This window comes from Vibrio sp. B1FIG11 (genome assembly GCF_905175335.1).
GTDB classification, from domain to species: Bacteria; Pseudomonadota; Gammaproteobacteria; order Enterobacterales; family Vibrionaceae; genus Vibrio; species Vibrio campbellii.
In genome coordinates this window covers 3,046,435-3,065,589 of record NZ_HG992751.1, presented here as the reverse complement: position 1 = coordinate 3,065,589, position 19,155 = coordinate 3,046,435, and the positions used below count along the sequence as shown (strand labels likewise).

22 protein-coding genes and 1 other RNA gene are annotated in these 19,155 nt (G+C 47.0%); 16 read left to right on the top strand and 7 right to left on the bottom strand.

The genetic code is table 11. From position 1 onward, the window contains the following. Positions 1-55: 55 nt before the first annotated feature. The 3 genes from KHO06_RS14155 to KHO06_RS14145 form a co-directional block, all read right to left on the bottom strand. Positions 56-649, bottom strand: a complete 594-nt coding sequence (locus KHO06_RS14155) for a 5-formyltetrahydrofolate cyclo-ligase (protein ID WP_212581775.1) — start codon at positions 647-649, stop codon at positions 56-58. Positions 650-654: 5 nt separating this feature from the next. Next, positions 655-839, bottom strand: a non-coding RNA gene (ssrS, locus tag KHO06_RS14150) — 6S RNA. A gap of 8 nt (positions 840-847) precedes the next feature. Continuing rightward, positions 848-1,156: a cell division protein ZapA gene (locus tag KHO06_RS14145; RefSeq protein WP_005531622.1), complete on the bottom strand. Its 309-nt coding sequence runs from the start codon at positions 1,154-1,156 to the stop codon at positions 848-850. A 250-nt stretch (positions 1,157-1,406) separates the two neighbouring features. Between KHO06_RS14145 and KHO06_RS14140 the strand changes: the two genes are divergently transcribed. From KHO06_RS14140 to KHO06_RS14130, 3 genes are read left to right on the top strand one after another with little or no spacing between them, the layout of a single operon-like run. Further along, positions 1,407-1,985, top strand: a complete 579-nt coding sequence (locus KHO06_RS14140; protein WP_010650321.1) for a YecA family protein — start codon at positions 1,407-1,409, stop codon at positions 1,983-1,985. Between the two features lie 40 nt (positions 1,986-2,025). Then, positions 2,026-3,204, top strand: a complete 1,179-nt coding sequence (ubiH, locus tag KHO06_RS14135; RefSeq protein WP_038891910.1) for a 2-octaprenyl-6-methoxyphenyl hydroxylase — start codon at positions 2,026-2,028, stop codon at positions 3,202-3,204. Between the two features lie 28 nt (positions 3,205-3,232). Further along, complete coding sequence (locus tag KHO06_RS14130) at positions 3,233-4,441, top strand: FAD-dependent 2-octaprenylphenol hydroxylase (protein WP_212581774.1); 1,209 nt, start codon at positions 3,233-3,235, stop codon at positions 4,439-4,441. Positions 4,442-4,520: 79 nt separating this feature from the next. Here KHO06_RS14130 and KHO06_RS14125 read toward each other — a convergent pair whose 3' ends face one another. From KHO06_RS14125 to ygfZ, 3 genes are all read right to left on the bottom strand, one after another. Next, on the bottom strand, positions 4,521-4,727 hold the full coding sequence (locus KHO06_RS14125) for a DUF1107 domain-containing protein (protein WP_212581773.1): 207 nt from the start codon (positions 4,725-4,727) through the stop codon (positions 4,521-4,523). 653 nt (positions 4,728-5,380) lie between these two features. Next, a complete protein-coding gene (locus tag KHO06_RS14120; protein ID WP_212581772.1) occupies positions 5,381-5,854 on the bottom strand; it encodes a YbaK/EbsC family protein in 474 nt (157 codons plus the stop codon). Then, complete coding sequence (gene ygfZ, locus KHO06_RS14115) at positions 5,847-6,815, bottom strand: tRNA-modifying protein YgfZ (protein ID WP_212581771.1); 969 nt, start codon at positions 6,813-6,815, stop codon at positions 5,847-5,849. The genes KHO06_RS14120 and ygfZ overlap by 8 nt, the downstream gene beginning before the upstream one ends. Positions 6,816-7,051: 236 nt before the next feature. On the opposite strand from ygfZ, the gene KHO06_RS14110 reads away from it, so the two are divergent. After that, on the top strand, positions 7,052-7,312 hold the full coding sequence (locus tag KHO06_RS14110; protein ID WP_005429937.1) for a succinate dehydrogenase assembly factor 2: 261 nt from the start codon (positions 7,052-7,054) through the stop codon (positions 7,310-7,312). Further along, complete coding sequence (locus tag KHO06_RS26560; RefSeq protein WP_309145832.1) at positions 7,260-7,700, top strand: protein YgfX; 441 nt, start codon at positions 7,260-7,262, stop codon at positions 7,698-7,700. Before KHO06_RS14110 ends, KHO06_RS26560 begins: the two co-directional genes overlap by 53 nt. Before the next feature lie 34 nt (positions 7,701-7,734). Here the strand turns inward: KHO06_RS26560 and nadB are convergent, their stop codons facing one another. Further along, complete coding sequence (nadB, locus tag KHO06_RS14100; protein ID WP_041853458.1) at positions 7,735-9,342, bottom strand: L-aspartate oxidase; 1,608 nt, start codon at positions 9,340-9,342, stop codon at positions 7,735-7,737. Positions 9,343-9,900: 558 nt separating this feature from the next. Here nadB and rpoE point away from each other — a divergent pair. The 11 genes from rpoE to acpS all read left to right on the top strand — a co-directional run bounded on the left by rpoE (position 9,901) and on the right by acpS (position 19,121). Further along, on the top strand, positions 9,901-10,479 hold the full coding sequence (gene rpoE, locus KHO06_RS14095; protein WP_005449784.1) for an RNA polymerase sigma factor RpoE: 579 nt from the start codon (positions 9,901-9,903) through the stop codon (positions 10,477-10,479). Between the two features lie 26 nt (positions 10,480-10,505). Beyond that, positions 10,506-11,132, top strand: coding sequence for a sigma-E factor negative regulatory protein (locus tag KHO06_RS14090; RefSeq protein ID WP_005449785.1), 627 nt, complete (start codon positions 10,506-10,508; stop codon positions 11,130-11,132). Then, a complete protein-coding gene (gene rseB, locus KHO06_RS14085; protein WP_005531641.1) occupies positions 11,129-12,094 on the top strand; it encodes a sigma-E factor regulatory protein RseB in 966 nt (321 codons plus the stop codon). The genes KHO06_RS14090 and rseB overlap by 4 nt, the downstream gene beginning before the upstream one ends. Further along, complete coding sequence (locus KHO06_RS14080) at positions 12,091-12,561, top strand: SoxR reducing system RseC family protein (RefSeq protein WP_045384556.1); 471 nt, start codon at positions 12,091-12,093, stop codon at positions 12,559-12,561. Before rseB ends, KHO06_RS14080 begins: the two co-directional genes overlap by 4 nt. A gap of 127 nt (positions 12,562-12,688) precedes the next feature. Continuing rightward, positions 12,689-14,482 carry a translation elongation factor 4 gene (lepA, locus tag KHO06_RS14075; protein ID WP_038891116.1) on the top strand — a complete coding sequence of 598 codons (1,794 nt, stop codon included), beginning with the start codon at positions 12,689-12,691 and terminating at the stop codon, positions 14,480-14,482. 104 nt (positions 14,483-14,586) lie between these two features. After that, a complete protein-coding gene (gene lepB, locus KHO06_RS14070; RefSeq protein WP_005426502.1) occupies positions 14,587-15,486 on the top strand; it encodes a signal peptidase I in 900 nt (299 codons plus the stop codon). A 21-nt stretch (positions 15,487-15,507) separates the two neighbouring features. Next, positions 15,508-16,185: a ribonuclease III gene (gene rnc, locus KHO06_RS14065; RefSeq protein WP_005449793.1), complete on the top strand. Its 678-nt coding sequence runs from the start codon at positions 15,508-15,510 to the stop codon at positions 16,183-16,185. Continuing rightward, positions 16,178-17,140, top strand: coding sequence for a GTPase Era (era, locus tag KHO06_RS14060; RefSeq protein WP_005531651.1), 963 nt, complete (start codon positions 16,178-16,180; stop codon positions 17,138-17,140). The genes rnc and era overlap by 8 nt, the downstream gene beginning before the upstream one ends. A gap of 128 nt (positions 17,141-17,268) precedes the next feature. After that, the gene (gene recO, locus KHO06_RS14055; RefSeq protein WP_005426504.1) at positions 17,269-18,000 is read left to right on the top strand and encodes a DNA repair protein RecO; all 732 of its coding nucleotides are present in this window, start codon (positions 17,269-17,271) and stop codon (positions 17,998-18,000) included. Beyond that, on the top strand, positions 17,997-18,728 hold the full coding sequence (gene pdxJ / locus KHO06_RS14050; protein WP_005426507.1) for a pyridoxine 5'-phosphate synthase: 732 nt from the start codon (positions 17,997-17,999) through the stop codon (positions 18,726-18,728). Before recO ends, pdxJ begins: the two co-directional genes overlap by 4 nt. Before the next feature lie 12 nt (positions 18,729-18,740). Further along, on the top strand, positions 18,741-19,121 hold the full coding sequence (acpS, locus tag KHO06_RS14045; protein WP_212581770.1) for a holo-ACP synthase: 381 nt from the start codon (positions 18,741-18,743) through the stop codon (positions 19,119-19,121). Positions 19,122-19,155 lie beyond the last annotated feature (34 nt).

Sequence of the window (19,155 nt, the reverse complement as noted above, 5' to 3'; positions counted from 1 at the left end):
AATCTCCTGAATAGATGTTCGTTAACGTTTGCGGCGTGATTATAGCGGGTAAATGTTACTTTTCCCATTGCCAGATTTGGCTTGGAGTCACGATCTTAGGCAATGGAATATCCCAATTTTCAACAGGTAGACGTTCAACGTGCTGACAATCGTGGGCAATACCGATAGGTTTTGCGCCTTCGCCAGTACTAAACCAGCGTGAGAGCGTACGGTCGTAGTAGCCTCCGCCCATACCAAGGCGATGGCCAACGCTGTCGAATCCTACTAGCGGCGTGCAGATAACATCAAGGTCACGCACTGGTTTGAGGTGACGAATATCCAGCGCAGGTTCTAAGATTCCGTATTTGTTGTACACCAACTGATCATCATTGAGATACTGCAAAAAGAGTAACTGACCTTTCGAGAAAGGGTGGATGACGGGCAGGTAAATCGACTTACCTTTCTGCCATAGTGACTCTATTAGAGGTTTGGTGTCTAACTCGCCATCGGCGGAGAGGTAGATGGCAATGTGTTGTGCGGTTTTGATTTCCGGTAATTGTGAAAATTGGTGAATCAGATCGAGCCCTGCTTGAAACTGAGTGTCACTACACAGCGCATTGCGTTTTTCACGGATAAGTTTGCGGAATTCTTGTCGAGATAGGTCTGACATAGAGAGGATACCCCAGGGTGCCGTTGAGGATTGTGGCCCTTGAACCAGCTGGTTCAAGGCGGATCAGCAATGATAACCGTAGGCTTCTCGGTGCATGCCAAGCTTGCTCAATAGCTATCAAGTACTAACCCTTAGGTATTGCTTATCGGCTCAGGGACTTAAATCCAACTGACGCACACCCCAGGGTAAATTTGGTATCTACTGCTGTCCTTGCGTAACTTTACTAAGCGCGCTTTCTAAAGACGCGGTGAGCTTTTCCATTCGCTCAGTCATTTCTTGTTGCTGACCGTTAGATTCGTATGACTTGGTGTGCAATTCATAACAAATGTTCAAAGCAGCAAAAGTCAGTAGCTGAATTTCATTGGTTACCTTAGTACGCTCGCTCATCTCTTTCAATCGACGATCAAGATCTTTAGCCGCTGTAATTAGTGACTCTTCTTGCCCTGCTGGACAATTGACTCGTGTCATTTTGCCAAGGATTTCAACGTCGATCGCTTGATTGCTCATGATGAATAAACTCTATATTCGCGCTATCTAAGGCGTTGCGTTATACAACTACCGAGGAGGAAACTATAGGAAAAGCGCTATTAAGATTCAAGCATTTCCCATCACAGAAAGAAAAATGGTGAAGTGATCACACAGGAATTGGGCAAATTGCTCAAATGGTGTCCAAAATTGAATTTGATAGCCGTTTCAGCCGACTAGGCTTGATGGTAGGATATGTCGATACATTATTACGCAAGAATGAGCCAAGATTATGAGTGAAATCACCCTTCCTGAATACCAATCTATTGCTGCCGAACTGAAATCCGCAAGCCTTGCTGTGACACCAGCAGAGTTGCACGGTCTACTTGTTGGCATGCTAAGTGGTGGATTGGCGATTAACGACCAAACCTGGCAACCGATTCTGTTTGATTACACCAACGAAGGCATGGGCTGGCCATCAAGTGCATTAGGGTTGGCACAAAGTGTGTTCCAAGTAACGGTAAACGAGCTAACTGGCACTTCTATGGAATTGTCGCTGCTGCTTCCTGATGAAGCGGGTGAAGAAGGTTTGTTTGCTCTAGCTGATGGCGTGTCTGACTTTGTGAACCACTTTATCTCTGGTATGGGGTTAGCGGGGATTGCAATTGATAAAGCCTCAGACGATGCGAAAGAAGCGTTAACTGATCTAGAAGAAATCGCCAAGCTGGGCATTGATGAAGATGATGACCTAGGCGAGCAAGCACTATTGCTAGAGCAAGTAATCGAACACGTAAAAGCCTGCGTATTAACTATTCATGCAGAGTTTGGTGCTCGTCCTGAAAGCAACGAAAACAAACCAACGATTCATTAATCACTCGTTCCCCATTATCCAATAGCTTCTAGAGGTTAGCATGAGGCAATATGATGTTGTAATTGCTGGTGGTGCCATGGCAGGGGCCACACTGGCGTTGGCAATCGACCGTTTATCCAAAGGCGCACTGCAAATTGCGGTTGTCGAGCCTTTTAAAGCCCAATCGGATCAACATCCCGGGTTTGACTCTCGCTCGATTGCTCTGTCCTACGGCACGGTCAACATCCTGCGTCACTTACAGTTGTGGTCTGCCATCGAGCCTTGTGCTACCCCAATTGAACATATTCATGTTTCTGACCGCTCTCATGCGGGCATGACCGAAATTACCAAGCATGAGGTTGGCGTTGAAGCGCTTGGCTACGTAGTGGAACTCGCCGATGTTGGCCGTGTTTACCAAGAGCTTTTGGATAAGAGTGAGGCGATCACTCTGTTTTGCCCTGATTCGGTTGCGAACATCGAGCGTGAGCAAGACAAAGTACACATTGAACTGAGCAGCGGTGAAAAGCTTGAAGCTAAATTGCTGGTGGCTGCCGATGGGGCAGTATCGCAATGTTGTCAGCAAATCGGCCTAGAGTTGTCTGAACATGATTTCGACCAAGTGGCAGTGATTGCGAACATTGTGACGCAAGAGCCTCATCAAGGTCGTGCTTTTGAACGTTTTACTGAAAATGGTCCAGTCGCACTGCTGCCGATGAGTGACAACCGTATGTCGTTAGTATGGTGCCTTCGTCCTGAAGAAGCGCAAACCGTGGTGAACTTGTCCGATGCAGAGTTTCTTGAGCGCTTGCAGAACGATTTTGGCTGGCGACTAGGTGCGATGGAGAAAGTTGGACAACGCGCGAGCTATCCGCTTCTTCTGCGTCATCGTAAGCAAAACATTTCGCACCGTTTTGCTATTGTCGGCAATGCCGCACAGACGCTTCACCCGATTGCAGGGCAAGGCTTCAATCTTGGTATTCGTGATGTGGCATCTTTAGCGGAAGAGGTTGTTAAGCAAGCTGAAGACGTGGGTCGTTACCAAGGCTTAATGCGATTTAGCCAGCGCCGTGAAGACGATCGCAGCGAAACGATTTGGCTAACCAGCTCTCTCGTGCATATTTTTTCAAATGATTTACCGGCGATGCGAATTGGGCGTAATCTTGCCCTTGCAACGATGGATAACCTTTCTACTTTTAAGCAGCCGCTGCTACGCCATACACTTGGTTTAGTGAAACGATAAACGGCAACGAATTAGGTAACAAATAGCAATGATGCAAAGTGTAGATATCGCCATCATCGGCGGTGGAATGGTCGGTTTAGCATTAGCGGCCGCTTTTAAGGACAGTGACCTGCGAGTGGCCGTTATTGAAGGTGCAGTACCAAACGACACACTCAACGAACTACCAGATGTTCGCGTATCGGCGTTAAGTCGTTCAAGTGAAACCATCCTTCGCAACCTTGGTGCGTGGCAAGGTGTCGAGCAGCGTCGTGCCTCACCATACTATGCGATGGAAGTATGGGAGCAAGACAGCTTCGCTAATATCGCATTTGATGCACAGAGCATGGCTCAGCCTGATCTCGGTCATATCGTTGAAAACCGTGTGATTCAATTAGCGTTGTTAGAGCAAGTACAAAAGCTCGATAATGTGACGCTGTTTATGCCCGCTCGTTGTGCAACTCTTGCTGTGGGTGAGCAAGAAAGCTGGCTAACGCTCGACAATGGTCAAGCTATGACAGCGAAGTTGGTTGTTGGCGCGGATGGTGCAAATTCTTGGCTGCGTAACCAAATGGATATCCCATTAACGCATTGGGATTACGGTCATAGTGCCCTTGTTGCGAACGTGAAAACCGCAGACCCACACAATAGCGTTGCTCGTCAGATCTTTACACCGCAAGGTCCATTGGCTTTCCTGCCAATGTCTGATCCACACATGTGTTCGATTGTTTGGTCTACCGAACCAAATCGCGCAGAGCAATTGCTGGCGGTGAACGAGCAAGAGTTCAATAAAGCACTGACTAGCGAATTTGATGTGCGCTTAGGTTTGTGTGAAGTGGTTGGCGAACGTGCTGCATTCCCACTTAAGATGCGTTATGCACGAGACTTTGTAGTCGAACGCGTGGCGTTAGTTGGCGATGCTGCACATACCATTCATCCGCTGGCGGGGCAGGGGGTGAACCTTGGCTTACTAGATGCTGCGAGCTTAGCGCAAGAAGTATTGGCGCTGTGGAAACAAGGGCAGGACATTGGCACCAAACGTAACCTACGTGGTTACGAGCGTTGGCGTAAAGCTGAAGCGGCGAAGATGATCGCAGCAATGCAAGGCTTCCGTGATCTGTTCTCTGGTGAGAATCCTGCCAAGAAGCTGGTCCGTGGTATTGGTTTGAGCCTAGCAGGACAGTTGCCGGGGGCAAAAGACGAAATCATGAAACGTGCATTAGGTTTGAAAGGCAACTTGCCGGAACTGGCGCGTCAATAAACGCCTCTCTCGCTTGGCGAATAAAAGACACAAAAAAGGCTGGTTAATCCAGCCTTTCTTATTACATCGATGTTTTAAGCTAAGTGTATGCGCATCTGAGCTTCATAATCTCTTGGTTAATCTCTTTTACTGCCTGAAAGTGACGCTTCTCAGCTTTCTCTGGCAGTATCAATTTTCCGTTATCAAACTCGAACTTACCGACTCCGTAAATATAAATTCTTCCCTTAAAAAGACGACTTATGTGTTTAGCAATCATACCTGGTGTATAGCGCTTAAACAGTCTCATATTTACTCTTCCTTATCTCTTACCTAGCCCAGTCATTCTACGTTTCTCACGTAAAAATTATTGTGACAGCAATAGTATTAAGTGCAGTTGAGCTCCTTTGCTTTAGAGATTTGTGCTGCCTTAGACAAATTGACAGAGTCATATCTCAAATAGCGTGAGGATTACCTCAAAAAATCATTGTCGAAGGAACCTGTCCTTGAGTCCTCCTGTTCTTATTTGGTGCATTAAGCAACAGCTTTGTTACAGAATTAAGAATAGAAGGAAAATGATTGTTTGCGAAATGTTTTTACTCAATTGATTGCATTTTGTTCGTTTTGATGAGGTTGAAACCTCAAATGCATTGCTTTCATTGAGTTAGAGGAAGTAAAAAGGAAAAAGTTCCACGCAAAAAAAAAGCCCGCTTCGGCGGGCGAATAGTCACAGATGCATTACACAAAAGTGGACGACTGACTTAATGAACGCTGTCATACAAGTCAGCTGATTCACTTTATGTTGATTAAGTCGTTGTTGAAAACTTAACCAACGAATTCAGCATATACGAGTTTTTTATGTGTGACTATTTATGTTTTTAAAATGATTAAAAATTCTTTAATGTGATCGGCGAGATATGAGTGAGATCACGCAGGAGTGAGAATCCTGCGCTCGATTACATGTTAGCGGCAGATATCAGCCATGGTTGGTTGGCACAATTGGATGAGATCATCGATGGATAGCGCTAAGCCAGCCATACGATCTCCGCTGCTAATGGTGATTTCTTTTTCTTCAAGCAAACTTGGATCAAATACGATCGGCATGTAGCGTTTTAAAAGTAGTGGCGTGACAGTACCAATCTTGTATCCGGTAATCGCTTCTACGTTCGCTTGATCAACACACGTCATACGACGGCACTGCAGTAATGCGCGCACCTTCTTTGGATCAACGCTACGATTACCTGGTGCACAAGCAAGCGCATATTGGTTCCCCATATCGCGCAAAAGAATCGCTTTGACCATTTGAGAAGGGCGAATGCCGCGTTGTTGCGCGGCATCCTCAATGGTTGTTGCTGGCCTTTGATGAGGAAGAAGGCGGAACTCGATGTTCTGGTCCGCCAAAAACTGCATCAAAGGGGTATGAATGGTATTACTCATCGTCAAGACTGTACGGTAGTGCAGCGATTTCCCATTCGCACTCTGGCTGAGCAACCAAGCGCAGACGAGTGTCATCGTCTAGGTTGTTTGGTAACACAATGAGACCCATCGCTTGGTTGTCGCTGAATTGGTAATGTGTGAGCAATGCGCCTACTGAACGCCAGTTTTCACCGACACTACGTTCCAGTTCGATTGCACCTTCACCTAAGGCTTCAGCGGTTGCACCTTTAACAATGTACATTGCACGTTTGTTGGTGCCGCGGTATTTCGCGCGTGCTACGGTTTCTTGGCCTGTGTAGCAGCCTTTCGTAAAGCTGATGCCGCCAAGCGCATGTACGTTTAGTGCTTGTGGAATGTGCTCGTTTTGCGCGTCTGCTGCCACGTATGGTAATGCTGCTTCAATATCGAAACGAGTCCAAAGCTCATGAGTAGTCAGCGTTGCTTGGCTACCTTCCACTAACGATTGTGCTGCTTCTGCTGTAAGCGCAAGCAACCAGCGGTTTGAAGCGACTTTGACTGCAGTGCCACCTTCAACTGTACGCACGTCGCCAGAATCAGCATTTAGTGTTGAGATGAACGCATCGGCATTCTCACCAGCAACACCCAGCACGACATCGCTAGACTCTTCGATGGCCACTTTCGAGAACACCGCGTATTTTTTGATTTCTTTTAGTTCCACTTCAATCGCTGATTTCGGCTGAACCATTGCGTAGCCATCGTTATGGTGGAATAGTCGGAAGACGCTCCACACTTTACCTTTCGCATCACAATGGGCACCCAACATTGATTGGTCTTTCTCAAGAGAAACCACATCACAAGTAACTTGGCCGTGTAGGTATGACTTTTTGTCATCCCCGACCATGGTGATCATGCCTAGGTTATCCAATAGCGAGATAGACAGCTCAGGTAGTGCGTCTTGTGTCGATAGGTTCAGTGGTGAAAAGCGAGTTTGCCATTCCATGATTACAATGCCTTTTGAAGATATTTTTCAGCTATGTTAAATGCAGAATCGGTATTTGTCAGCACTCAATATATCCACGCGATTTTGAGGTGTTTGGCGCAGCTGAACGTTTGTTTATTAAATGCGTTCAGGATTTGCAGCGACTTGGCTACATATTGTGACCCGCACACTAGTGACGTTGCACATCCCTTGTTACACTCCGCACTAAGAACAAGACATCTATGAAGGAATACTGAATGTACACTGCGGAAGAAAAGGCGCGTATTAAATGGGCTTGTCGTCGTGGCATGCTTGAGCTTGACGTGGTGATTATGCCGTTTTTTGAAGAGTGCTTTGATGCACTGAATGAGCAAGAGCAGCGTGATTTTGTCTCACTATTAGAATGTGATGATCCAGATCTGTTTACTTGGGTGATGGGACACGGTCGCAGCGAAAACCTAGGTCATGCATCGATGGTTGATAAAATTGTCGCGCACAACCTCAGCAAGGTTCGTTAATCTCAAGGTTAACACGTCTCTATACGCCCAAATTGCCAACCAACTTCTTCTCCTAGGTTGCGTTTGGGCGCTTATCTGTTCTGACATCCCACTCGTCTTATCAACTTATCTGTTATTACTGATTCTCCGCAGCCAAATGCAAGGCGGCTTTGTCGTGCCTTCAGCCTGTGGCGGTTGGTATTTACATCGTGATGGCACGGTACGTAATGACAAGCAAACCTCGACATTATCTAGCGTTGATGTTTCGGCTACGGCGTTCAAAGTGACGTTTGAATTAACGTCGGGGGAAAGTGCGACAATCTGGCGAGACAGTTGTGAGGATGTGGCTTATCGCCAACTGTGTTTGATATTACGTCAATGGAAAATGGGAGCCGAAGCCCCCATTTGATGTTGCATCTGACGGTTACTGTTTAGTGCCAGAGCTATTTGTTTGGTGTAAGAATTGTTGGGCCACTATTCTCTAGCTGGTTTGGATAATCCAAGGTGTAGTGCAGACCACGACTTTCTTTACGCTGCATCGCGCAACGCACCATCAGCTCAGCGACTTGCAGCAGGTTACGTAGCTCTAGCAAGTTGTTCGATACGCGGAAGTGGCTGTAGTACTCGTGCGTCTCTTGTTGCAGCATCTGGATACGACGCAGTGCACGTTCAAGGCGCTTATCGGTACGAACGATGCCCATGTAATCCCACATAAACAGGCGCAGCTCATGCCAGTTGTGTTGGATGATCACTTCTTCATCACTGTTGGTCACTTGGCTTTCATCCCAACATGGAACCTGCGGTGCTAGTTCTACTTCGTTGTGATGTTTAAGGATGTCTTTGGCTGCCGACCATGCGTAAACCACACACTCAAGTAGCGAGTTCGATGCCATACGGTTCGCGCCGTGCAAGCCTGTGTAGCTCACTTCACCAATCGCGTAGAGGTTCTTCAGGTCGGTATGACCGTTTTGATCGACCATGACGCCACCGCACGTGTAGTGCGCTGCTGGTACAATTGGGATCGGCTCTTTAGTCATGTCGATACCCAAATCCATCAAACGAGAGTAGATGGTTGGGAAATGCTTAGTAATGAAATCCGCTGGCTTGTGGCTGATGTCGAGGTACATACAGTCAGCACCTAAGCGCTTCATTTCGAAGTCGATCGCGCGAGCCACGACGTCACGTGGAGCAAGCTCTTTACGTTCGTCGAAATCCGGCATAAAACGTGAACCATCAGGACGACGTAAATACGCGCCTTCTCCACGCAATGCTTCTGTCAGTAAGAAGTTGCGCGCTTCTGGGTGGAACAGACAGGTCGGGTGGAATTGGTTGAATTCCATGTTCGCAACGCGACAACCTGCGCGCCATGCGATTGCAATACCATCGCCAGATGATACGTCTGGGTTAGAGGTATATTGGTAAACTTTGGAAGCGCCGCCCGTTGCCAGTACAACAAATTTAGCGCGAACAGTTTCTACCTGCTCTTCGTTGCGGTTCCAAATATAAGCACCAATGATCTTGTTTTTGTCGCCGCCGATTTTATCTTCGGTGATCAAATCCAGAGCATTATGACGTTCAAGAACATGAATGTTTGGGTGGCTGTGTGCGTTGTCTTGCAGAGAAGTTTGCATTGCCATGCCAGTGGCATCGGCCGCATGCAAAATACGGCGACGGCTGTGTCCGCCTTCGCGAGTTAGGTGATAGCGTGGTTCATCGTCAGAATCATCGTCTTCACGGTCAAATGGCACGCCGCCATCAATCAACCATTGCACGCACTCTTTTGAGTTTTCCGCGATGAATTTAACGGTCTCTTCATCACAGATACCATCCCCGGCAATTTGCGTATCTTCAACGTGAGACTCAATGGTGTCCGACTCATCAAATACGGCAGCGATACCACCTTGCGCGTAATACGTTGCGCCTTCGCTGCGTGGCCCTTTACTTAGAACCATCACCTTACAGTGGTTTGCGACACGCAAAGCTAACGACAAGCCCGCGGCACCACTCCCTACCACTAACACATCACATTCATGTTCACGATTTGTGTTCATATTACTTTTACAATCCCAAGCTAAGGTAACAAGGCTACCTTGTGTATATTTTGCACACCATGTGCATTCCATTAACGCGACATCCGTCGCTAAGGGCTAAGTTGGGAGACGTATCGAAATCGGCGTTACTTTGGTGACTTCAGCCACTCTTGTTTTTCCATGCTTTGGGCATGAGGATGCTTCCTGAGTTTTGCTTGCAACGCGATGTTCTGATAGCCATTAGCCATGCAAATGAAAAGTAATAGTTTGTCAATGCCATTGCTTTTCTATGCTCTACCCAGCACAATCTGGGACAGAGATCATCCATTATACCCATTTCCCCATCAGTATGCTCGCTTGTCAAAACGAGACTTAAGTCGGACGAGGAGCGGGATTTGGCTAATGACATCACACTGTGAAAAAACAATGACAAAAAATTTGAGAAACCATGGAACTTTCTCATTCACGTCGGAGTCACAATAGTGCTCAAGTAAGCAGTGGTGTCAATACTACGTTTTGCATAATTAGTACCCATATCTGAGAAGAGTAGGGGCATAACAAATAGGAGTATCCGCTCGAATGAACGAGCAGCTGACCGATCAAGTATTGATTGAGCGAGTTCAGAATGGCGATAAGCAAGCATTCAACCTACTGGTAACAAAGTACCAGAACAAGGTATGTAACCTTATCTCCAGATACGTAAGTAATCCTGGCGATGTTCCAGATGTAGCACAAGAAGCGTTTATCAAAGCTTACCGAGCTATCCCTAGTTTTCGTGGGGAAAGTGCGTTTTACACGTGGCTGTATCGCATTGCTGTGAATACTGCGAAAAATCACATCGTTGCCCAAGGTCGTAGACCGCCAGCAACAGACGTGGATGCTGAAGAAGCTGAATTTTACGAAACAGGTAATGCACTTAAAGAAATTTCGAACCCTGAGAACTTAACGTTGTCCAAAGAATTGCAACGGGTAGTGTTCAGTGCAATCGAAGCCTTACCTGAAGATTTAAAAACCGCAATGACTCTGCGTGAGCTTGATGGCTTAAGCTACGAGGAAATTGCTGAAGTAATGGATTGCCCGGTGGGAACGGTACGATCGCGTATCTTCCGTGCTCGTGAGGCGGTGGAAAAGAAAATCAAACCTCTTTTGCAGCGCTAGTACAAGTGATAACTATGGTGAAAATAATGGCTGACAAAGAAAAACTTTCAGCTCTCATGGATGGAGAATTGGTCGATAAGGCTTTAATTCAAGAATTAGAGCAAGACCAAGAGAGCCGTGATGCTTGGCAGAACTATCACCTAATTGGTGATGTGATGCGAGGTGAAGCGCCAGCAAAGCCTGAGTGGAATATTGCTGAAAGCGTAGCGTTAGCGTTAGAAGACGAGCCTGTGCATCGTGCTATCGATTCGCGCAGTGCTAACGTAATTTCAATTAACGACGCGCCAAAAGAGTCGCAACCAGAGCCACAAAAAGCGAAACGCCAGTTGCCTGCATGGTTGACTCAATTTGGTCAAGTAGCCGTTGCTGCGTGTGTATCACTTGTTGTGATACTAGGCGTACAGCAGTATGGTGGTAGCGACCCAATGTCGCCGCAAGCAGACCAACTTCCTGTACTTCAGACTGTGCCATTCGCGGGCAGTGCTGAACCAGTAAGCTTGACGCGTGAATCCGTAGAGCGTTCAGTTGGTGAAGCAAATATGCAAGAGCAACGCAAACGCGTTCATGCTATGCTTCGTGACTACGAATTGCAGCTAAGAATTAACAGTGATGCGTCTCAGCAAGATGCACATCTGACTCCGGATATTGAATGAAAAAATTTCTGATCAGCGCTTGCGCTCTGTTCAGTCTGATGTCTTCGCAAGCCTTTGCTGGTGATAAGCCAGCGGAGGCTTTATTGCATCAAATGAGCGAGGCGAGCAAGAATTTAAGCTACGAGCTCTCTTATATCCTTATCAAAAAGAACAGCATTGAACCTTTGCTGTATCGTCATGCGACTCACGACAAAGACCAGTACGCACACCTTGTGTACTTAAGTGGTCCCGTACGTGAAGTGATCCGTCGCGGCACTGAAGTAAGCTACATCGAAACTGGCGCAGAACCGTTTACCATTGAGTCGGGTAAAATGGTCGCTCCCATCATGCCAATGCTGAATGCCAATATTGACGAGCTAAACTTGTACTACGACTACGTAAAAGTGGGGCGTGCGCGTGAAGCTGGCGTACCAACACAAGTACTGCGCATTGTGCCAAAAGATGGTTTGCGTTATTCATATGTGTTGTGGATTGATGAGAAGAGCCATTTGCCACTGCGTGCTGACCTAGTTGACCGCGATGGTGAAATGCTTGAGCAGTACCGTACTATCTCTTACTCAGTAAACCCTAAAATTGCTGAGTTGATGAGTGGCTTAGAAGAAGTTCAGTTGCCGGCGGTTCTGACAATGCCAAAAGGTGATATTGGAACGAGTAACTGGAATGTAGGTTGGACGCCTGAAGGTTTCCATCCAAATGAACTGAATCGCTACCGTATGGCAGTGACCGACCAAATGGTAGAAAGCCAACTGTACTCTGATGGACTATTTAGTTTCTCTGTGTACGTAGCGAACAAAGACGAGCACTCGTTGAAAGGCCAGCTGGTTCGTCAAGGTCGTCGCACGTTGCATAGCTTTATAAGCGGCAATCACGAAATTTCCGTCGTTGGTGATATTCCACCGGCAACGGCTCAGCGTATCGCACAATCGGTCACTTTTAATGTAACAAAGAGTGAAGTGCAATGATGACTGCATTGGCTACCGTGACGGGTGTTCACCGTCACGGTCAGCAATACGATGTCGATCTCAGCTGTGAGCAACAAACCAGTTGCAGCAGCTGTTCATCGCAAAAAAGCTGCGGCACAGGCGTGGTTACTAAAGCGATTGGTAACAAAACGCTGTCGTGGCATTTGCGTACTCCAAAATCCGTCAAAGTTGGTCAAGTCGTGGAAATCGGTTTTCCTGAGTCAAGCCTGATCAAATCTGCTATGGCGGTCTACCTTCTTCCTCTGTTTGGTTTGATTCTCGGTGCCGTGATTGGCAACTTCCTGCTTGCACCTTTAACGGCAGGTGGTGAGGGTATTACTATCCTATCCTCGGTGTTGTTTGCGGCTGGTGGTATGTGGCTCGCAAAACGTGTGTCACGCCCGCTTGAAGATGAGTCAAAGCGCCAAGTTACCCTTATTCGAGTTCTCGGTGAACCTATTCAATAAGTTCTAGACTTTAAATAAGGTGCGCCCGTTAACGAAATTGGGTAGAATCTGCCAACTTGATTGAAATGCCGTCAACTGACGGCTTTCTTACTGTCCCTATTTGTAAAGAGTTAGTCACCCTAAATCTATGAAGCACATTCGTAACTTTTCGATTATCGCCCACATCGACCATGGTAAGTCGACCCTATCTGACCGTCTAATCCAAGTTTGTGGTGGATTAAGCGATCGTGAAATGGCCGCACAGGTTCTGGATTCAATGGATCTTGAACGTGAGCGCGGTATCACCATCAAATCTCAGAGTGTGACGCTGAACTACACCGCTAAAGACGGCGAAACGTACCAGTTGAACTTCATCGATACTCCGGGACACGTTGACTTTGCGTACGAAGTATCACGTTCTCTAGCCGCTTGTGAAGGTGCGCTACTGGTGGTTGACGCAGGTCAGGGTGTAGAGGCTCAAACGCTAGCTAACTGTTACACCGCGATCGAAATGGATCTTGAGGTTGTGCCAATCCTAAACAAGATTGACCTACCAGCTGCTGATCCTGAGCGTGTAGCGGAAGAAATTGAAGAAATCGTTGGTATTGATGCAATGGAAGCTACCCGCTGTTCTGCAAAGACAGGTATCGGTGTAGATGATGTTCTAGAAAACATCGTATCAGCAATTCCAGCACCAGAAGGTGATCCAGATGCGCCACTTCAAGCGCTGATCATCGACTCATGGTTCGATAACTACCTTGGCGTTGTTTCTTTGGTTCGTATTAAAAACGGCTCACTGAAGAAAAACGACAAGATTAAAGTAATGAGCACAGGCCAAACTTGGGGTGTGGACCGTCTAGGTATCTTCACGCCTAAGCAAGTGGACACTGATGTTCTGCGTACTGGCGAAGTAGGCTGGGTAGTTTGTGGTATCAAAGACATCCTAGGCGCACCAGTAGGTGATACGCTGACGCTAGCGAAAAACGGCAGCGAGAAGCCACTTCCAGGCTTTAAGAAAGTAAAACCTCAGGTATACGCGGGTCTATTCCCAGTATCTTCTGATGATTACGAAAACTTCCGTGACGCACTAGGTAAACTTAGCCTAAACGATGCATCGCTATTCTACGAGCCAGAAAACTCAGCAGCACTAGGCTTTGGTTTCCGTTGTGGTTTCCTAGGCATGCTGCACATGGAAATCATCCAAGAGCGTCTAGAGCGTGAATACGACCTCGACCTGATTACAACGGCACCAACGGTAGTTTACGAAGTAGAACAAACTAACGGTGAGACTCTATACGTTGATAGCCCTGCAAAACTGCCAGCGGTTAACGACATCGAAGAGATCCGTGAGCCTATCGCGCGCTGTAACATCCTAGTACCATCGGACTACCTAGGTAACGTAATCACACTATGTGTTGAGAAGCGTGGTGTTCAGGTGGACATGGTTTACCACGGTAACCAAGTTGCGATCACTTACGACATCCCAATGGCAGAAGTGGTACTGGACTTCTTCGACCGTTTGAAATCGACATCACGTGGCTACGCGTCTCTGGATTACAACTTCCAACGCTTTGAAGCATCGAACATGGTACGTGTAGACGTACTACTGAACGGCGACAAAGTGGATGCGCTAGCGCTGATTACGCACAAAGATCAGTCTCAGACTCGTGGTCGTCAGCTTGTTGAGAAAATGAAAGAGTTCATTCCTCGTCAGATGTTCGACATCGCGATCCAAGCGGCTATCGGTAACCACATCATCGCGCGTTCTACAGTGAAACAGCTACGTAAGAACGTAATCGCGAAATGTTACGGTGGTGACGTGAGCCGTAAGAAGAAACTTCTGAAGAAACAGAAAGAAGGTAAGAAACGTATGAAGCAGATCGGTAACGTAGAGCTGCCTCAAGAAGCGTTCCTAGCAATTCTTCACGTTGGTAAAGACTAGAGTTGAACTATCTCGTACTCTTGTCTGTCATAAGACGTTAGATAGTAAAATAAGTGAAAGGGTTTCGGCTCTTTCACTTTCGTATTTTTAGATAAGGGAATTTAATGGCGAATACATTCTCACTGATTCTAGTTATCGTGACTTTGGTAACTGGCGTAGTTTGGCTACTAGAAAAGCTGGTGTTTGCGAAAAAACGTCAAGCGAAAGTAGCGGAGATCCAAGCGCAAACAGCAAATGGTCTGGATGCGGTGACGCTACAAAAAGTAGAAAGCCAACCGTGGTGGGTAGAGAACAGTGTGTCTATCTTCCCAGTGATTGCATTCGTATTGGTATTACGTTCTTTTATCTATGAACCGTTCCAAATCCCTTCAGGCTCAATGATGCCAACCCTACTAGTGGGTGACTTCATTTTGGTGGAGAAATACGCGTACGGATTGAAAGATCCTGTATGGCGCACTCAGCTAGTGGAAACTGGCAAGCCAGAACGTGGCGACATCGTAGTATTCAAATACCCACCTCAGCCAAACATTGACTACATTAAGCGTGTGGTTGGTTTGCCAGGTGATACTGTTCGTTACTCTGCGGATAAGCAGGTATGTATTCAGTCGAAAGGTGAATCAACTTGTAAGCCAGTTAAGTTGAGCAATGTTGAAGAGAGCCCATTCATCCAAAATGGCATTCCTCTGATTCAGATGAATGAAAAATTGGGTGAGGTTGAACACCAAATTCTGGTGAATCCACTCGCTCGTGATCGTGTGCAGAACTACCAGCCACGTCCAGGTGTTAACGAGTGGGTTGTACCACAAGGTCAGTACTTTGTTATGGGTGATAACCGTGACAACAGTGCAGACAGCCGTTACTGGGGCTTTGTTCCAGAAGCAAACTTAGTCGGTAAAGCTGTAGCGATATGGATCAGCTTCGAGTTTGATCGTGGCGCAGACAGCGTTCTACCTTCATGGATTCCAACTGGTGTGCGTTTCAACCGCATCGGTGGTATTCACTAACCATTCAAATATCGAGAGAGTATGAATTCTCCAATTGAGAAACTAGAGAGAAAGCTCGGCTACCAATTTAAGGATGCTGGGCTTATCAACTTGGCGCTGACTCACCGCAGCGCCAACAGTAAGCACAATGAACGTCTTGAGTTTCTGGGCGATTCAATTTTAAGTTTTGTCATCGCTGATGATCTGTACCATCGTTTCCCGAAAGTGAACGAAGGTGACATGAGCCGTATGCGCGCGACCTTGGTTCGTGGGCACACATTGGCGGAACTGGGTCGTGAATTCGATCTAGGAGATTATTTAAAATTAGGTCCAGGTGAATTGAAGAGTGGCGGTTTCCGCCGAGACTCTATTCTAGCCGATGCGGTAGAAGCCATTATTGGTGCGATTTACCTTGATAGTGATATTGAACAAGTTCGCGGCATTGTACTGAGCTGGTACAACTCGCGTCTTGAGGCGATCAAGCCTGGCGTATCACAAAAAGATCCAAAAACTCGCCTACAAGAGTTCCTGCAAGGCAGAAGAAAACCGCTGCCTGTCTACACAGTGACTAATATTAAAGGTGAAGCGCACAACCAAGAGTTCACGGTTGAGTGTGACGTAGCAGGTGTGGATAAGCCTGTAATCGGTAAAGGCACCAGCCGCCGCAAGGCAGAACAAGCGGCTGCAGAAACGGCACTTGAGCAATTAACGAATGGCTGATAACGAATTCGATATCGATGCGTTTTTCGCATCACACGGTGAAGTAAGTTCACCAGAAAACCAGCACTGTGGCTTCATTGCGATTGTTGGTCGTCCAAACGTAGGTAAGTCGACACTTCTGAACAAAATCTTGGGTCAGAAGATTTCGATCACGTCTCGTAAACCGCAGACGACGCGTCACCGCATCATGGGTGTGGACACAGACGGCGATTACCAAGCGATCTACGTAGATACACCAGGGCTTCACATTGAAGAGAAGCGCGCGATTAACCGCTTGATGAACCGTGCGGCAAACTCATCTCTAAGTGATGTGAACCTAGTGTTCTTCTTGGTGGATGGTACGCACTGGACGAACGACGACGAGATGGTGCTGACTAAGCTTCAGAAGTCGAACTTCCCAGTTGTGCTTTGTGTGAACAAAGTAGACAACGTGCAAGATCGTAACGAAGTGATGCTGCATATGATGGACATGTCGAAGAAGATGGACTTCGTTGACGTTGTGCCAATCTCTGCAAAACACGGTAAGAACATTGAAGTACTGCGCAAGCACGTACGTGATCACCTACCGAAAGCAACGCACCACTTCCCAGAAGAATACGTGACGGACCGCTCTCAGCGTTTCATGGCATCAGAAATCGTACGTGAGAAGTTAATGCGCTTCACGGGTGATGAGCTGCCATACTCAGTTACCGTTGAGATTGAGCGCTTCGACTACAACCCAGAAACCGATGGTTTCCATATCAACGCCCTAATTCTTGTTGAACGTAATGGTCAGAAGAAAATGGTGATTGGTAAAGGCGGCGAGAAGATCAAGACAATTGGTCGTGAAGCGCGTCTAGATATGGAAGAGCTATTCGGTCGTAAGGTTTACCTAGAGACTTGGGTAAAAGTGAAATCTGGTTGGGCAGATGACGAACGTGCTCTGCGCTCACTAGGTTACATCGACGACCTGTAAGTTTGGTTGCTTGTAAGTTTGGTAACGAAGACACTTCGTTCCAACATCGACTAAAATATAATATCGATTAAAATAAGGAGCCGCTTGGCTCCTTATTTTTTATTACCGACTTAGGCACACTGATTGAAATGAGCAACCAGTCTTCAGAAGGCTTCCAGCGCTGCTTTGTATTGCACCGACGCCCTTACAGTGAATCGAGCTTGATCCTTGATGTATTCAGCGAGGAGTATGGTCGTATCACGCTGATGGCGAAAGGCGCGCGCAGCAAACGCTCTAATCTTAAAGGGGCATTACAGCCCTTCACGCCACTATTGCTGAAATGGTCTGGCAAAGGTTCTATGAAAACCTTACGTCAGGCTGAGCCAATCAGTTTGGGTTTGCCGTTGTTCGGGATAAACCTTTACTCCGCAATGTACGTAAATGAATTAGTCGGGCGCGTGTTAATGGCGGAAGTGCCGATGCCTGCGCTGTTTCATGATTATCTGCATGCACTAACGGAATTGGCTCAGAGTGATAACCCTGAACCGGGATTACGTCGCTTTGAATTAGCCCTCCTGTCTTCAATGGGCTATGGCGTCGATTTCTTGCATTGTGCCGGAACGGGTGAGCCTGTCGATCCTGAGATGACTTACCGTTATCGTGAGCAAAAGGGATTCATAGCTTCAGTAAGGCGCGACAACCTGACATTTTTAGGGAATGAATTGATTGCGATTAGTGAACGGCGGTTCGTCACTAAAGAGCAATTAAAAGCGGCGAAACGCTTTACACGTATGGCATTAAAGCCGTATCTTGGCGGCAAACCTTTAAAAAGTCGCGAATTATTCATTCAGACATATCGAGCACGGAGTAACGGAAAATGAGCTCAATCTACTTAGGCGTTAATATCGACCATATTGCCACTCTACGTAATGCACGTGGTACTAAATACCCAGATCCAGTTCATGCTGCTGAGATCGCAGAGCGTGCGGGTGCTGACGGTATTACCATCCACCTACGTGAAGACCGTCGCCACATCCTAGATCGTGACGTTCGCATCCTACGTGAAACCATTCAAACTCGCATGAACCTTGAAATGGCAGTAACGGACGAGATGGTTGAGATTGCGCTACAAACTAAGCCTGAGTTCGTTTGTCTGGTTCCTGAAAAACGTGAAGAGTTGACAACAGAAGGTGGTCTGGACGTTGTGGGTCAACTTGAGAAAGTGAAGGCGGCAACGCAAAAGCTAACCGAAGCAGGCATCAAAGTATCTTTGTTCATCGATGCTGACCGTCAACAGATCGATGCGGCAAAAGCTTGTGGCGCACCTTACATTGAGCTTCACACTGGTCACTACGCAGACGCGACAACAGAAGAAGATCAGCAGGATGAACTGAAGAAGATCGCAGCAGGTGCAAGCTACGCTGATGACCTAGGTATCATCGTAAACGCAGGTCACGGTCTGACTTACCACAACGTTGCACCAATCGCAGCACTGCCAGAAATCTACGAGCTGAACATCGGTCACTCGATCATTGGTCGTGCGGTTTTCGATGGTCTAGAAAAATCTGTGGCAGAAATGAAAGCCATCATGGTTGCGGCTCGTAAGTAATCAGATTTAAGTATGGCAATTTTAGGATTAGGCACTGACATCGCAGAGATTGAGCGCATTGAAAAAGCGCTCGGTCGAACGGGTGAGCCCTTTGCAAAGCGCATTTTGTCGCAAGATGAAATGGTTAAGTTTGCTGAATTGAAGCAAAAAGGGCGCTACCTTGCGAAGCGTTTCGCAGTAAAAGAGGCGGCCTCAAAAGCGTTAGGAACTGGCATCGCAAAAGGCGTGACCTTTCATGATTTTACGGTTTCGAATGATGAGTTCGGTAAACCGGTATTGACCATATCCGGTGTGGCGAAACAAATCGCCGAGTCGATGGGCGTCAATCATGTTCATCTGTCGATTTCGGATGAACGCCATTACGCGGTCGCGACGGTGATTTTTGAATCCTAATTTGTCTGATTACGGATTAATAACCGAATACGAA

Coding starts and splice junctions, on each gene's coding strand:
- nadB (WP_041853458.1), bottom strand. CDS start 9,342: ATGAACACAAATCGTGAACATGAATGTGATGTGTTAGTGGTAGGGAGT.
- pdxJ (WP_005426507.1), top strand. CDS start 17,997: ATGAGCTCAATCTACTTAGGCGTTAATATCGACCATATTGCCACTCTA.
- KHO06_RS14125 (WP_212581773.1), bottom strand. CDS start 4,727: ATGAGACTGTTTAAGCGCTATACACCAGGTATGATTGCTAAACACATA.
- KHO06_RS14080 (WP_045384556.1), top strand. CDS start 12,091: ATGATGACTGCATTGGCTACCGTGACGGGTGTTCACCGTCACGGTCAG.
- KHO06_RS14120 (WP_212581772.1), bottom strand. CDS start 5,854: ATGAGTAATACCATTCATACCCCTTTGATGCAGTTTTTGGCGGACCAG.
- ygfZ (WP_212581771.1), bottom strand. CDS start 6,815: ATGGAATGGCAAACTCGCTTTTCACCACTGAACCTATCGACACAAGAC.
- rnc (WP_005449793.1), top strand. CDS start 15,508: ATGAATTCTCCAATTGAGAAACTAGAGAGAAAGCTCGGCTACCAATTT.
- acpS (WP_212581770.1), top strand. CDS start 18,741: ATGGCAATTTTAGGATTAGGCACTGACATCGCAGAGATTGAGCGCATT.
- rpoE (WP_005449784.1), top strand. CDS start 9,901: ATGAACGAGCAGCTGACCGATCAAGTATTGATTGAGCGAGTTCAGAAT.
- KHO06_RS14090 (WP_005449785.1), top strand. CDS start 10,506: ATGGCTGACAAAGAAAAACTTTCAGCTCTCATGGATGGAGAATTGGTC.
- KHO06_RS26560 (WP_309145832.1), top strand. CDS start 7,260: ATGCATCGATGGTTGATAAAATTGTCGCGCACAACCTCAGCAAGGTTC.
- era (WP_005531651.1), top strand. CDS start 16,178: ATGGCTGATAACGAATTCGATATCGATGCGTTTTTCGCATCACACGGT.
- recO (WP_005426504.1), top strand. CDS start 17,269: ATGAGCAACCAGTCTTCAGAAGGCTTCCAGCGCTGCTTTGTATTGCAC.
- KHO06_RS14140 (WP_010650321.1), top strand. CDS start 1,407: ATGAGTGAAATCACCCTTCCTGAATACCAATCTATTGCTGCCGAACTG.
- lepA (WP_038891116.1), top strand. CDS start 12,689: ATGAAGCACATTCGTAACTTTTCGATTATCGCCCACATCGACCATGGT.
- KHO06_RS14130 (WP_212581774.1), top strand. CDS start 3,233: ATGATGCAAAGTGTAGATATCGCCATCATCGGCGGTGGAATGGTCGGT.
- rseB (WP_005531641.1), top strand. CDS start 11,129: ATGAAAAAATTTCTGATCAGCGCTTGCGCTCTGTTCAGTCTGATGTCT.
- KHO06_RS14145 (WP_005531622.1), bottom strand. CDS start 1,156: ATGAGCAATCAAGCGATCGACGTTGAAATCCTTGGCAAAATGACACGA.
- ubiH (WP_038891910.1), top strand. CDS start 2,026: ATGAGGCAATATGATGTTGTAATTGCTGGTGGTGCCATGGCAGGGGCC.
- KHO06_RS14155 (WP_212581775.1), bottom strand. CDS start 649: ATGTCAGACCTATCTCGACAAGAATTCCGCAAACTTATCCGTGAAAAA.
- lepB (WP_005426502.1), top strand. CDS start 14,587: ATGGCGAATACATTCTCACTGATTCTAGTTATCGTGACTTTGGTAACT.
- KHO06_RS14110 (WP_005429937.1), top strand. CDS start 7,052: ATGTACACTGCGGAAGAAAAGGCGCGTATTAAATGGGCTTGTCGTCGT.